This window comes from Burkholderia sp. Leaf177 (assembly GCF_001424345.1).
Taxonomy (GTDB): Bacteria; Pseudomonadota; Gammaproteobacteria; order Burkholderiales; family Burkholderiaceae; genus Caballeronia.
Window position 1 is genome coordinate 356525 of sequence record NZ_LMPF01000001.1, and the last position, 13976, is coordinate 370500.

Here is a 13976-nt window from a genome sequence, read left to right on the forward strand (position 1 = left end):
CTGTATTTATTTGATGATCAGCCGCGCATCTTACGTTTGGACCACAGACTGCCGGCGACCGCGAGGAACATCACAGTGAACGCAACGAGGCCCCACTGGGGAAGCGAAAGTCCAAGAATCGGCGGATAAGGCGTCTCGCACAGTCCGGCGACCTTAAACACCTGCGGCAGCCACTGCGCGGGCGGAAGCGAATCCACCAGGGGTTGCAGCGCGTCGAAACCGCAACTGAAACCCGGATGCGCCTGAACGTAGACATGCCGCGCGGACGCAACCACGCCTCCCAGCGCCGAAAGCACCACGAGCACTTCGAGCAGCGCGATCCCGCGCCAGCCTCTGAACGATGCCCCGAGCAACGCGAACACCGCGATCAGCACGAAGAAATAGCGCTGGATGATGCACAGCGGGCAGGGATCCTCGCCTTTCACGAACTGCAGATACAGCGCCCCGCCAACCAGCCCGAGGCTTACCAGCGCGAGCAGGACCAACAACCGCCGTTCGCGGCGAATCACGCGATCGTCCCCGTGCATGGTGAAGTGATTCAAGGAGTTATTCATATTTCCAAGTTGTTCGAGAAAAAAGCGCCTGAAATTGCGCATCCGGCGATGGAATTCTATCGCGTTGCTTTTGTGTTGCTTTCGCGTTGTCTATTACCGGTTTATCGGGTGGTCTCGAGCACGGCTTCGACTGCACGGCCGATGGCAAGCAATGCGTCGTCGCCAAACGGCGCACCAGCCAGCATCAGTCCGACCGGCGCCTCGCCGCGCGGATGGCACGGTAGCGACAATGCGCAACTATCGAGGAAATTGAAGACCGACGGATTGCGCAAGATCAGCGCATTGACGCGGCCAAACGCTTCGTCGTCGTGTTCCAGGTCGGCGATTCGCGGCGGCACGACCGGCACTGTCGGACACACGATTGCGTCGAACCGTTGCCAGAGCGTACGCGCCTGCTCGATCATCGCGGCGCGCGCCTGCAAGAGATCGAGATAATCGGCAGCGGTCGCCGGCGCGCCTTTCACAATCCGCGCACGCACACGGGGATCGTACTGATCGGCATGCGTCGCGAGCAACGGCCGATGCCACGCGTACGCTTCCATGGACGCAAAGCTGTAGCGGCTGATTTCACCCATCCGGTCGAGCGGACCGAATCGAACGTCCTCGACCAGCGCACCTGCCGCCGACAAATGTCCGATGGCAGCCGAATACGCGCTCGCCACGGTTTCGTCGACATCGTCCATGACGAAGTTGGTCAACACGCCGAGGCGCACGCCGTCGAGCGGCCGGGTTGCGGGCACGATGGCGTCGCGGCCGGCCAGGATCCGGTCGACCAAGGCGCAACATGCCACCGATAAACCGATCGGCCCGAACGAATCGAGTGTTGTGGACAAAGGCACGCCGCCTTGCGTAGGCACGCGCGCGGCCGTGGGCTTGAAGCCGGTCAGCCCGCACAGCGCGGCCGGGATGCGGATCGAGCCGCCGGTGTCCGTGCCGAGCGCAATCGCCGCCATGCCGTCGGCAACCGATGCCGCCGCCCCGGAAGACGAGCCGCCGGCAATGCGTTCGTCGCCTGTCACATTGCTTCGATACGGCGAGCGCGGCGTTCCGTAGTGCGGGTTCAGCCCCAATCCGGAGAACGCGAATTCGCTCATGTTGGTACGTCCGACGATCACGCCGCCCGCACGTCGCAACCGCGCGACGGCAACTGCGTCGGCCTTGGCGGGAGGCGTCCCGGCAAGCGCTCGGGAGCCTGCGCGCGTGACTTGGCCTTCAATATCGAAGAGATCCTTGATCGATACCGGTATGCCCGCAAGCGGCGACAGGACGGTGCCGGCCCGGCGCAGCGCGTCGTGCGCGTCAGCGGCGGCGCGGGCGCTGTCGGCATCGACGTGAATAAACGCAGTCGCGCCTTGCCCCAATGGATCCGCAATGCGCTCGAGTGCCTGTTCTACGAGCGTCCGGCTAGTGGTCTTGCCGTCGCGAAGAGCGGCGGCGAGCTGCGCGAGTGGAGCGAATTGCGGCGAAGTGATGGGCATGTTCGACAAGGATTGGTGGCGTGAACGGGACATGCAGCGAGGCGGCGCGCGATGGGCCGGCCGTGCCCGAAGTGGCTGTCATTCTATTCCAGCCGGAAGCTGCAGGTAATCATTACCCAGCTGAAAAGCGCACGTTAGCCATTCGGCTGATGGCGGCGATCGGGCTCGATCAATAAGCTTGGGGTTCCGCCTGCTGCGTTGATTCAGGTGCGGAAAACAACGATACAAATAAAAACCCAAGCGTTTGGGTTTACTTGAACGCTCTCAACCTATAGAGTGACCACATGCCAACGATTTTTCGCATCGGCGCTGCCCGCGTCGTGATTTATCTGAACGACCATTTGCCTGCCCACGTTCATGTGCTGGACGGAAATCAACACGCTGTTTTTAACTTGCAGTGTCCGCATGGACCGCCGGCGCTGCTCAAGAACCACGGTTTTTCACATGCCGCTGCAAACACCTTCGCCCGCCGGATGCAGAACGTGGTCGGCTCGCTGTGCACTGAATGGAAGACACTTCATGACTGCTTTAGTTGAAATCACCGAACGCCAGATGCGCGACGCCGAAGAGCGCGCGCGCAAGCATGTTGCGGAAAATCCGGTGGCGCTTTCGGCAACGTTCGTTCCGGAAGACGGCCGGCTCTCAATCGAGTTGTCGAATGGTGCATTGTTCGCCATTCCCGCCCGGTTGATTCAGGGTCTGGAAAACGCGTCGAACGAGGAGCTCAGTGAAATCGAGATCACGGCTTCGGGAACGGGCCTTTATTTCCCTGCCGTCGACGCCGATATTCTCGTGCTTCCGCTGCTATCGGGCGTGCTCGGATCACGTTCGTTCATGGCAAGGCGAATGGGCAAGGCGGGTGGTGCCAGCCGCAGTGCTTCAAAGGCCGAAGCGGCGCGAATCAACGGCGCCCGTGGCGGACGGCCACGCAAGGCCGCCGCGCCGAGCGACGAAGAAGGCGAGGTCCGGGCGAAAAAATAAGCTCGGATCCATGCGGCAATGCGCATTGCGCCGGCGTCAAAGCGGTCCCATGTCCGTTGCAGGCTTTGCCTTGCTCCGCCATTTCCTTGAAACCCATGCGCCGAAGTCATCCAGCACCGTATAGACCACAGGCACGACCACCAGCGTCAATAAAGACGACGTAATCACGCCGCCAATCACGGTCTGTCCGAGTGGCCCGCGCTGCTCGCCGCCTTCGCCCAGGCCGAGTGCGAGCGGCAGCATGCCGAAGATCATGGCGAGAGTGGTCATCAGAATGGGCCGCAAACGCACGCGCGCGGCTTCGAGCAGCGCGTCGGTGCGGGACATCGCGTGGCTTTTGCCGGACGCATCGAGCAAGGTTCCGCGCCGCGCCTGATTCGCGAAGTCGATCAGCAAAATCGCGTTCTTTGTGACGAGCCCCATCAGCATGATGAAGCCGATGATCGAAAACATGTTGAGCGTGCTGCCGAACAGCAGCAACGCGGCCAGCACGCCGATCAGCGTCAGCGGCAACGACGCCATGATCGCGAGCGGCTGCAGGAAGCTGCCGAATTGCGATGCAAGGATCATGTAGATGAAGATCACGGCCAGCGCGAGCGCCTGGACGGCGTAGACGAACGATTCGTTCATGCTCTTCGTGGAGCCGCCGAAGCGGTATCGGTAACCGGCGGGAAGGTGCATGTCGTCGAGCGTTTTCTTGACGTCGGCGGCGACTTCGCCCGGCGAGCGGCCGGTAACGTTGGCCGAGATCTCCACTTCCCGCGACAAATCCCGGCGGCTGATCACATCGGGCCCCGCTGTTTCGGTAATCGCGGCAACTTGTCGCAGCGGTACGAGCAAAGGCGCGCCGTTGGCGTCGGTGCGGCTGGTGGCGATCATCAGCTTCGACAAGTCGTCAACGTTGCGTCTTTCAGCCGATGGCAACCGAACGCTCACGTCGTAATCCTGATCGTCGGGCGCGCGCCAGGTGCTGATGGCGTCGCCTGAGAGCAGTGGACGCAGCGCCTGACCGACTTCCGCCACGCCAACGCCCAGGTCCGAGGCGAGCTCGCGGCGGATATCGATGGCGACAATCGGCTTGTCGTCTTTCAGGCTCGCGTCCAGATCAACAAGCCCCGGGATTTTTGCAAGGCGCTTCTGCGCCTCGGCTGAAAGACGGCGCAACTCGTCGAGGTTGTCGCCCTGAAGGCTGAACTGAACGGCTTTGTTCGATCCCGCGCCATCCGACATGCCAATCTCGGTCACGGTAATCCCGGCAATGCGCTTCAGCCGTTCACGAAAGACCTGATTCAACTCCTGAACACCGCGCGTACGATCACGCCGTTCCTTCAAATGCACCGTGATCAACGCATTGTTCTTGCCTTGCGCGTTGCCCGAATTGACGGTCGCGTAGCTGTAGCGGACTTCCGGGTATTGCGCGAGCACGTTTTCGACCTGGCGGACCTTCTCGGCGGTCGCTTCCAGAGAGGTTCCGACCGGCGTGTTCAAGCCAATTTGCGTCGTGGAAAAATCGGCGTTCGGCACGAACTCGGTGCCAATCAGCGGCACGAGAAAAAGGCTGCCGACAAACGTCGCGGCCGCGACGACCAGAGTCGTCACGCGATGCCGGAGCGACCATCCGAGCAGCCGCTGATAAAACCGCGCAAGCCGCTCCACGCCATGCTCGAAGTACGCAAGAAAGCGCGCCAGATATTTCGTGCCGCGAACATGGAGCGCGGGATCGGGCCATATCGATGAAAGCATCGGGTCGAGCGTAAACGACACGAACATCGATATCAGCACGGCTGCCGCGACCGTCACGCCGAACTGATGAAAGAAGCGCCCGATGATCCCGCTCATGAACCCGACCGGCAGGAACACGGCGACGATGGAAAACGTCGTCGCCAAAACGGCGAGCGCGATTTCCTTCGTGCCGTCGAGCGCGGCGGTGCGGTGATCCGCGCCGAGCTGAACGTGCCGCACGATGTTCTCGCGCACCACGATCGCATCGTCGATCAGCAATCCCACGCACAGCGACAACGCCATCAGCGTGATCACGTTGATGGTGAATCCGGCCATGTACATGAACGCAAATGTGCCGATCAACGCAATCGGCAACGTCAACCCGGTGATCACGGTGCTGCGCCACGAGCCGAGGAACAGGAACACGATCGCAATGGTCAGCAGCGCGCCTTCCAGCAACGTGCCCTTGACCTCGCTCACGCTGTTTTCGATCTCGCGGGAAGAATCGTCGGTGATATCGAGTTTTACGCCTGGCGGCAGGGACTTTTGCAGCGTTTCGACTTCGGCGCGAATGCCGTGCGCCACATCCACGGTATTTTCGCCCTGCGCCTTGATCACCGATAAAAACAGCGCCCGGTTGCCATTCAACAGCGCCATGCTGTCCGGCTCTTCCTGCCCGTCGACCACTTGCGCGACCTGATCGAGCGTGACCGCATGGCCCGCGTTCGCGGTTCCCCGGCGCGCCACGATGATCCGCTTGAAGTCATCGGGCGTCTGGAAGCGGCCCTTCACCTGCACGGTCTGCTCGATTCCCGCCGAAGTCAACGGCCCCGCCGGAATCTCCTGATTCTCGTTCTGCACGGCGCGGATCACTTGATCCACGCCAACGGAAAGTGCTTGCAGCCGGTCGGGGCTGACATCGATACGAACCTGCCGTTTCACGCCGCCCACAATGCTCACCGATCCCACGCCACGCACCGTTTCAAGCCGCTTGCGCACGATCTGATCGGCGGTAGTGGTGAGATCGCGCGTGCTCAATAGCGAACCCGGCGCGTTCGAAACGGCGACGGTGACGATCGGCATATCGGCCGGGTCGTAACGCAACACGCGCGGTTCCTTCACGCCATCGCGCAGGTCGGGACGAATCAGCGCCACCTTGTCGCGCACATCCTGCGCCGCCTGCATCACGTTCACCGATAGATCGAACTGGACGATCACGACCGACAACGCGTCGTACGAGTGCGACGAAATCTCGTCGATACCGCTGATCGTGTTGACCGCTTCCTCGACTTTGCGCGTGACGTCGGACTCGACCGATTCCGGCGATGCCCCCGGATACGCCGTCTGCACGACGACCACGGGAAAGGTGATATCGGGAAACTGATCGACCTTCAGGCGCTGATACGAGAACAGGCCGATCACGAGAAACGCCGCCATCATCATGGCGGCGAAAACCGGATTGTTGATGCTGATTCGCGTGAACCACATGGCGCGCGGCTCCGCTATTTAGAGGTGACGGCTGACGACGCCGCGGCATTCGTGCCCGAACCGACCAGCCGCACCTTGCTGCCGATACGCAATGCCCCAAGATTGTTCGCGACCACTTGCTGGCCTTCCTTGAGCGGCGAATCGACGAGTTCGGTCCAGCTCGAGCCATCGGCGTCGCCGGTTGCGCCTGTCGTGACCGGGACTTCAACGAGCTTGCCGCCGGTGATGGCGTAGACGCTATGGCGCGCACCGTCCGTGCGAACCGACGTCGCCGGCACGACCACGGCATTCGCCGTGCTGCCGACTATCACGCTGCCGGTTCCGAACATTCCGACGCGTAAGGTCGACTGCGGATTTGCCACGCGCACATAAATCATGATCGAGCGCGAGCCGGCTTGTGCAGCCGGATTGATGCGCGTGACCGTGGCGTTGACGGGAGAATCGATGCCATCGAAACGAATGCGCACCGGCTGGTCGACCCGCACGCGTCCGATCTCGCCCACGGGCACGGGCGCTTCGAGTTCGAGCTGGGTCAGGTCGACGACATCGAATAGCTTTGCGTCCACGGCCACATGCTCGCCCGGTTCCACGTTACGCGATGCAATCTGCCCGCCGAACGGCGCGCGCACGATGGTATCCGCCACGGATAAATTCGACGACGACAACGCCGCGCGCGCCGCTGCCAGATTCGCGGCGGCGATAGCGTACTGGCTTTGGGCGGTATCGAAGGCGTTCTTCGAGATGAATCCTTTTTCAACGAGCACGCGGTTGTTTTCCAGCGTCTGTTTCGCGATATCCAGCTGACCGGCCATCGCGGCCATTTGTCCGCGCGACTGGTCGGCGCGGGCGGCGTAGTCGCGGGCATCGATCGTGGTCAGGATTTGTCCGGCCTTGACCGTGTCGCCTTCGCGCGCGCGGACGTCAAGCGCAGAACCCGCGACCTTCGCTTTCACGGCCGCTTGCGTGACTGCGCGCAGCGACCCGGTGAGCGGCAGCGTTTCGGACAGCGTATGACGCGTGACGACGGTGAGATCGTCCGGCGTGAATTCGATGACCGGTTCATCGGCCGATGCGGAAGGCGCTAACGCGGACGCTTCGGACGTTGCACGTTTCTTGAGCGAATAGGCCACGCCGATCGCCAGCAAAATAACGACAACGATTACCGCAACGACGCTTGCCCGTTTTCTAGATAAATGCATTGCCTGCCTGTGGAACGTGGAGCACGCCGCACGATAGCGCGTTTCACGGCGACGGGCGGCAAAACTGCCAAAGGTATCGCGAGGAGGCGGGCGCTGCAAGGGCAGCCGAGTAAAGCCGGATACAGCCCGATCAGATGGTTCTTGAAAAGCGCTGAGACGCGGTTTTTCCAAGATACCGGTCGAAGATCATTGCCACGTTGCGCACTAGCATGCGTCCGTCGGCAAGTACGTTGATGCCGCTGCTCGTCACTTCGACCAGCCCGTCCGCGGCGAGCGGCTTTAGCCGTTCCAGTTCGCTTGCGAACGCGACTGGAAAGCGGATGCCATAGACCGCCTCGATGGTGTCGAAGCGCAACGAAAATTGACACATCAGTTGAGCGATGACATCGCGGCGCATGCGGTCGTCGGCGGTGAGACGCACGCCACGCGTAATGGCGAGCTCGTCCCGGTCGATCGCCTCGCCATATCCCGCCATGTCCTTCGCGTTTTGGGCGTAGACGTCGCCGACCTTGCTTATCGATGAAACCCCGAGGCCGATCAAATCGCAATCCGCCTGCGTGCTGTAACCCTGGAAGTTGCGTTGCAGCGTTCCCGCGCGCTGGGCGATCGCGAGTTCGTCGGTGGGAAGCGCGAAGTGATCCATCCCGATATACACGTAACCCGCCCCGGTCAGCTTCTCGATAACCCGTTCGAGGATTGCAAGACGCACGGCGGGCGAGGGCAGCGCGTTTGCATCGATAAGCCGCTGCATCTTGAAAAGGCTCGGCATATGGGCGTAGCCGAACACGGACAAACGATCCGGCAGAAGGCCGATGATCGTATCGAGCGTACGGCTGAAACTTTCCACGCTTTGATGCGGCAAGCCGTAGATCAGGTCGACGCTGACGGACTTATAACCTTCCGCGCGCGCCGCCGACATCACCGTTTCGGTCATCTCGAACGGCTGCACGCGATTGACCGCTTGCTGCACGCGCAAGTCGAAATCCTGCACGCCGAAACTAAGCCGGTTGAAACCGAGTTCGCGCAACAGATGAATGGTTTCCGCCGACGCTTCGCGGGGATCGATCTCGATGGAATACTCGGCCTGCGCGTCGGGAACCAGCGTGAACGACTCGCTTGTCGCGACCATCAACTCGATCATTTCCTCGTTCGATAAAAACGTCGGGGTGCCGCCGCCCCAATGCAATTGCGTGATGGGACGAGTGGTGTCGAAGAGCGCGGCTTGCAAGACAAGTTCACGCTTCAGCCGATCGAGATACGGCCTCGCATGCGCACGGTTTTTCGTCGCAATCTTGTTGCAGCCGCAATAGAAACAAACTGTGTCGCAGAAGGGAATATGGAAGTACAGCGAAAGATCCGCCGATGCCGCGCCCGGGTCCGCCGCCGCTCGTTTGTAATCGTCGCGATCAAAGGATTCGGTGAACTGAACGGCGGTCGGATACGACGTGTAGCGCGGCCCGGCCGCGTCGTATTTGGTGAGCAGATCGGGGCGAAAGAGGGACATTGCTGACAAGCCGTGGATGGATCGTTCGAGTCTAGCCCACGTATTTCCACGAATCTTGCGTGATAACGCCGCAGCAGCCAGGTGGCACAATGACGGGTTACTGGTATTGAAAAAGTCCCCATTCATGGACGTTGTCACCGCTCCGAACCGCTTTGTCCACGCGTGCCGCGAAGCCTGCGGCGCGTGCTGCATCGCGCCGTCCATTTCGAGTGCGATTCCCGGCATGCCCAATGGCAAGCCGGCGGGCGTTCGCTGCGTGCAGCTGGGCGACGATCTGCGTTGCGCAATCTTCGGCGATCCGCGCAGGCCGGCTTGCTGCTCGGGCCTTCAGCCATCGGCACCCATGTGCGGGGACACGCGTGACTTCGCGCTTGCTTGGCTCACGCAACTTGAAATCGATACACAACCCGAGCAACCCGAGCGCGTTTGAACGGTCGAATGCTTTAATCAAGTCACTGGAGAAACACGCATGACTCAAGCCGTTGCGCCGAAGCGGCGCCGGTTCCTGCTCGCGGCCATTGGCGGCGCGGGCGCTGTGGCGCTGGGAACTCAACTCAATGATCCGGCGCGTGCCGCATCCATCTTTCCGTTCATCCCCGATCACTACACGTTCAGCCGCGCCGATGTCCAGGACGCCGTGCAGCGCAAATTTCCGCTGCAACGCACGGCATCGCAGATCTTCGATGTCACGCTCGCCAATCCGCTGGTCGGTCTTGCGCCGGACCGCAACCGCGTCACCGTGCGCGTCGACGCGCGTCTCGCGACGCCGTTCATGCCGAATCCGGTGACCGGCGTGTTCACGATGTCCAGCCAGCTTGCGTACGACGCGGCCAGCCGTTCGGTCATCCTGATGTCGCCGACAGTCGACGACAGCCAGGTCACCGGCGACGCCGCGCAATACAGCCAGCAGATCAACGCGGCCGGCGCGGTCATCGCGACACAGTTTCTGGATCGTTACCCAATCTACACATTCAAGCCCGAACAATTACAGTTTGCCGGAGTTAATTACGAACCCGGTACAATCACCGTCCTTACAAACGGCATACGCGTGCAGATCGTCGAAAAGTAACGTTTTCGATAGATTTCCGCCCGCGGCATGCCTGAACGACCGGCCGGCAACGGCCGACCAATGCCAAAAGGGCGGAGCGATGGACGGGATTCTGTTTTGCAAGGCGCTGATTCTGGGCGTGGTGGAAGGCTTGACCGAGTTTTTGCCGGTATCGAGTACGGGGCATTTGATCGTTGCCGGCAGCTTGCTGAACTTTACGAACGCGCAGGCCAAGACGTTCGACGTCGTGATCCAGTTCGGCGCGATCTTGGCCATCGTCTGGGAATATCGGCGCAAGATTGGATCGATCGTGGCAGGCCTTCCCACGCAACCCTCGGCGCGCCGGTTCACGCTGAATGTGATCATCGCGACCATTCCGGCCATCGTGCTCGGGCTTTTGCTCGAAAAGCACATCAAGGCCGTCTTGTTCGCGCCGGTGCCGGTTTCGGTGGCGCTGATCGTGGGCGGCCTTGTGATCCTTTGGGCGGAGGCGCGCAATCGCGACAGCGTTGTACCGCCACGCGTGACTTCCGTCGATGACCTGAGTTATTCCGATGCGCTCAAGGTTGGCCTCGCGCAGTGTTTTGCGCTGATTCCGGGCACTTCGCGCTCGGGATCGACGATTATCGGCGGAATGTTGTTCGGGCTCGAGCGCAAGGTTGCGACCGAGTTCTCGTTCTTCCTGGCGATCCCGATCATTTTCGGCGCTACGATCTACGAGCTTGCAAGGGACTGGAAGTCGCTGACAGTGGACTCGCTCGGGCTCTTCCTGGTCGGACTGGTGGCCGCGTTCATCAGCGCGTTCATTTGTATCCGATGGTTGCTGCGTTATGTCGCCACGCACGATTTCACGGCTTTCGCGTGGTATCGGATCGGATTCGGATTGCTGATTCTGATTGTTGGTTACAGCGGCGGTTTGAGCTGGGCTGAATAAGCCTTCGCCGTCAAATGCATGCAAACAGTCCGGTCCAACGTAAGCTGGACCGGCCTGTTTCGTTTTCAGCGATGCGTTTGAAATGCGTTGATCAGCGTCGTTTGAACACGAGATCCCACACGCCATGCCCGAGCTTCAGACCTCGACGTTCGAATTTCGTCACCGGCCGATAATCCGGGCGCGGAGCGTAACCGGTACTTGATGTGTTTTCAAGCGCCGTTTCTGCCGATAACACCTCGAGCATCTGTTCAGCGTAGTTCTGCCAGTCGGTCGCCAGATGCAAATATCCGCCCGGCTTCAGCCGCGATATCAGCAACGCGACGAACGTCGGCTGGATCAGCCGGCGCTTGTGGTGACGCGCCTTGTGCCACGGGTCGGGGAAATAAATGTGAACGCCGTCGAGGCTTTCCGCCGCGATCATCTGCTCGAGCACTTCCACGGCGTCGTGCTGGACGATGCGAATGTTTTCCAGCCCTTGTTCGCCGATCAGCTTCAGCAGCGCGCCCACGCCAGGCTCGTGCACTTCCACGCCGAGAAAATCATCGCTGGGACGTGCCGTGGCGATTTCCGCCGTTGTCGCGCCCATGCCAAAGCCGATTTCCAGCACGCGCGGCGCTTGCCGGCCGAATGTCGCGTCCCAGTCGAGCGGAACGGGCGCGTACGGCACGACAAAGCGCGGGCCGAAATCATCGAGCGCGCGCCGTTGTCCCGTCGATACCCGTCCGGCGCGTGTCACAAAACTGCGGATGCGGCGGTGCGGACGAGCGTCGGACGTCTGCTCGCCTTCGGTGGCGCCGTCGTTGGCCGTATCGGCGTCGTCGGGGTTTGAGGTGGGATCGTGGATCATCGGCAAGGACGGATTGGGTAGTCGAAAATCAAAAAGCCGCCTACAAGGGCGGCTTTTCGCAAATCAAAAACTGGAGCGGGCGATGGGAATCGAACCCACGTCTGTAGCTTGGGAAGCTACGGTAATGGCCATTATACGACGCCCGCGAGACCGCGATTTTACGCGGATCGGCCGGGTTCCCGCAACCTCGGCCGCCTTGTGAACCATTTCACACGCCGAATGTGGTCATCGTCACGGCAAGGCGCGTCACGATCATCAGCAACACCTGCACGATCACAAACAGCAGGATAGGCGACAAATCGATGCCGCCCATGCGCGGCAGGATCCGCCGCAGCGGTTCCAGAAACGGCGCCGTTAGCTGATAAAGCAGCGGCATGGCCGGCGATTGCGGATTGAGCCATGACAACAGCGCCATCAGGATCGTCATCCAGATGATCAGGTTGAGCGCCCATTTAATGACCGTGATCACCGCGACGAGCAACAGCGTGGGCAGCAATACCGGCAATCCTGCCGGATCGACGCCGGCCAGCAGCACCATGAGAATCAGGAACACGAGCGCGGCAATGAACGCCGCAATGATGCTCGCCAGATCGATGGACTTCGTGGCCGGCAAGATCTTGCGCAACGGCAGCACGAGCCAGTTGGTCGCCTGCATTACGGCGTTCGATACCGGGTTATAGGGCGGCATGCGGACAAACTGCATCCAGGCGCGCAGCAACAGCGCGGCGCCGAACAGCGTGAATACAGTGTTGAGTACAAAACGGGCGATCTCGCCGAACATCTCAAATCCTTTTCAAGGCAAAAAGCGCGGCACTCGCGGCCGCGCGGGGTGTCACGAGGGCAGTGTAAAAGCGGCGCGAGCGCCGTGTACCGGCCGGCTGCTTAGCTGCTGGCGCGAATCTCACTGATCTGCACTACCGGCGGATCGCCGTCGGTGTAATTCGGCATGTCGTCCGAGAACGCTTTCATATGCGGCGCGACGGCCGCCGTGAAGGCATCGACGGAATCGAACAATAAATGGCCCGCGCCCGCGTACGCAGGCTTCGAACCCTGCGCGCCGCCACCAATGCCTAGGTCGGCCGACCAGCCTTTCAGCGCCGCGCCCAGCAAGCCGGCGACCCACGGCATATGGTGCGAGCAGTAGTAATCGATGTCGAAGCGCGCATTCTCGCGATACGGATACAAAAAGCTGACCTTGATCATTGTCTTTCTCGTAGCTGAATGAATTGGCGTCGAGGCGGCCGGATTCCGAGGAGTTCCTGACCAGCGTTCAACCTGGGCATTCGAACGGCTGTTTTCGCAGCAGTGGCCCGGCGCGCCAGCCGAATCCCCCGGCGGCTTTGCCACATTGGCGCACCGGGCATCACCATAGCATGGCTTGAGCGCGCCTTGGGACGGTTGCCGCACGCTTGCATGCGCGGCGCGAAAGCAGGCGGTCGGCTGATTCTAGTGCCCATGCGTTCGCCGTCGCACCGATGGCGCCATCGAGGCAAGTTAAAACTACAACATGGATATGCCGTGCGAGTGCCGGGATAACGAATGCGTCCCGGGCGATGCCGGAATACCGCGCCATGCAAAGGGCACGCTATTTGCTCCAAAGAAATGTAATGACTGAATTGAGCATGGCGCAGTTCGATGTGAGCGCTGGTTCAACAGTGAAATGCGTACTGATTTCGAGTATCAATTGTTTGCCAGCGCTGGATTCGCAACGTTCGGGGGTCACCATGAGTATTTTTGCTTATCGGAAACATCTTCGCTTTCTCAGTGAGACGCATCGGCGTCAGTGGTGGGATCAACGCAAAAGGCTGACGCCACGCGTTCGGATAAGTGGAGCGTACGTACCGCCCAACGTCACGCGCGAATTCGCGTATGTGAAGGTGGGTTGAAAGGAGAAAATTCGGCTCACGTTCACGAGTTTTGTTTGCAAGAAAGATAGCCCCGCTCGATGGTTCTCCGTCAGCGGGGCTTTGTCTTTTTTCGCGCTCGACAGTCAATTGTAATTATTAATTTCTTTGGTGACATTTGGAATAACCGTTCGATGCAAGGCATAACTGGCAGCGAATCCGGCAAACCCTTAACATCGTTCGCTTCGCGGTTCTGGCTATACCAGTCAACGCACATAGTCACTTGAAAATCGACGAAAAACGGCCACTTCCAAGAACGTGGCAATTGCAATTTGCAACAAATGCTTAAGGTGGGTTTCAGGGATTTTAGCTACATT

At 60.6% G+C, this 13976-nt stretch carries 14 protein-coding genes and 1 tRNA gene; 6 read left to right on the top strand and 9 right to left on the bottom strand.

Features of this window, described 5'->3' with window-relative positions:
* Positions 1-17: 17 nt before the first annotated feature.
* Both ASG35_RS01625 and ASG35_RS01630 read right to left on the bottom strand, forming a co-directional pair.
* Positions 18-527, bottom strand: a complete 510-nt coding sequence (locus tag ASG35_RS01625) for a disulfide bond formation protein B (RefSeq protein ID WP_056352876.1) — start codon at positions 525-527, stop codon at positions 18-20.
* 128 nt (positions 528-655) lie between these two features.
* Positions 656-2032: an amidase gene (locus ASG35_RS01630; RefSeq protein WP_056352037.1), complete on the bottom strand. Its 1377-nt coding sequence runs from the start codon at positions 2030-2032 to the stop codon at positions 656-658.
* A gap of 20 nt (positions 2033-2052) precedes the next feature.
* Here ASG35_RS01630 and ASG35_RS31160 point away from each other — a divergent pair, with 20 nt between their 5' ends.
* The 3 genes from ASG35_RS31160 (at position 2053) to ASG35_RS01640 (ending at position 3013) form a co-directional block, all read left to right on the top strand.
* Positions 2053-2208, top strand: a complete 156-nt coding sequence (locus ASG35_RS31160; protein WP_156392940.1) for a hypothetical protein — start codon at positions 2053-2055, stop codon at positions 2206-2208.
* Positions 2209-2316: 108 nt separating this feature from the next.
* Complete coding sequence (locus tag ASG35_RS01635; RefSeq protein ID WP_056352040.1) at positions 2317-2568, top strand: DUF4160 domain-containing protein; 252 nt, start codon at positions 2317-2319, stop codon at positions 2566-2568.
* The gene (locus tag ASG35_RS01640) at positions 2552-3013 is read left to right on the top strand and encodes a DUF2442 domain-containing protein (protein ID WP_082508179.1); all 462 of its coding nucleotides are present in this window, start codon (positions 2552-2554) and stop codon (positions 3011-3013) included. Before ASG35_RS01635 ends, ASG35_RS01640 begins: the two co-directional genes overlap by 17 nt.
* Before the next feature lie 36 nt (positions 3014-3049).
* On the opposite strand, the gene ASG35_RS01645 is transcribed toward ASG35_RS01640, so the two are convergent.
* From ASG35_RS01645 to hemN, 3 genes are all read right to left on the bottom strand, one after another.
* Positions 3050-6223: an efflux RND transporter permease subunit gene (locus tag ASG35_RS01645; protein WP_056352045.1), complete on the bottom strand. Its 3174-nt coding sequence runs from the start codon at positions 6221-6223 to the stop codon at positions 3050-3052.
* Positions 6224-6237: 14 nt separating this feature from the next.
* Positions 6238-7353, bottom strand: coding sequence for an efflux RND transporter periplasmic adaptor subunit (locus tag ASG35_RS01650; RefSeq protein WP_162244382.1), 1116 nt, complete (start codon positions 7351-7353; stop codon positions 6238-6240).
* A gap of 199 nt (positions 7354-7552) precedes the next feature.
* On the bottom strand, positions 7553-8926 hold the full coding sequence (gene hemN / locus ASG35_RS01655) for an oxygen-independent coproporphyrinogen III oxidase (protein WP_056352053.1): 1374 nt from the start codon (positions 8924-8926) through the stop codon (positions 7553-7555).
* Positions 8927-9050: 124 nt separating this feature from the next.
* Here hemN and ASG35_RS01660 point away from each other — a divergent pair, with 124 nt between their 5' ends.
* The 3 genes from ASG35_RS01660 to ASG35_RS01670 all read left to right on the top strand — a co-directional run bounded on the left by ASG35_RS01660 (position 9051) and on the right by ASG35_RS01670 (position 10908).
* Positions 9051-9356, top strand: a complete 306-nt coding sequence (locus ASG35_RS01660; RefSeq protein WP_056352056.1) for a YkgJ family cysteine cluster protein — start codon at positions 9051-9053, stop codon at positions 9354-9356.
* 39 nt (positions 9357-9395) lie between these two features.
* The gene (locus ASG35_RS01665) at positions 9396-9995 is read left to right on the top strand and encodes a DUF1439 domain-containing protein (RefSeq protein WP_056352059.1); all 600 of its coding nucleotides are present in this window, start codon (positions 9396-9398) and stop codon (positions 9993-9995) included.
* Positions 9996-10074: 79 nt separating this feature from the next.
* On the top strand, positions 10075-10908 hold the full coding sequence (locus tag ASG35_RS01670; protein ID WP_056352062.1) for an undecaprenyl-diphosphate phosphatase: 834 nt from the start codon (positions 10075-10077) through the stop codon (positions 10906-10908).
* 91 nt (positions 10909-10999) lie between these two features.
* On the opposite strand, the gene trmB is transcribed toward ASG35_RS01670, so the two are convergent.
* The 4 genes from trmB to ASG35_RS01690 form a co-directional block, all read right to left on the bottom strand.
* Positions 11000-11755, bottom strand: coding sequence for a tRNA (guanosine(46)-N7)-methyltransferase TrmB (gene trmB, locus ASG35_RS01675; RefSeq protein ID WP_056352066.1), 756 nt, complete (start codon positions 11753-11755; stop codon positions 11000-11002).
* 71 nt (positions 11756-11826) lie between these two features.
* A tRNA-Gly gene (locus ASG35_RS01680) sits at positions 11827-11901 on the bottom strand.
* A 62-nt stretch (positions 11902-11963) separates the two neighbouring features.
* Positions 11964-12536 (bottom strand): YggT family protein, encoded by a 573-nt coding sequence (locus ASG35_RS01685; RefSeq protein WP_056352069.1) that lies wholly within the window; start codon positions 12534-12536, stop codon positions 11964-11966.
* Positions 12537-12637: 101 nt separating this feature from the next.
* Positions 12638-12958, bottom strand: a complete 321-nt coding sequence (locus tag ASG35_RS01690) for an EthD family reductase (RefSeq protein WP_056352072.1) — start codon at positions 12956-12958, stop codon at positions 12638-12640.
* Positions 12959-13976 lie beyond the last annotated feature (1018 nt).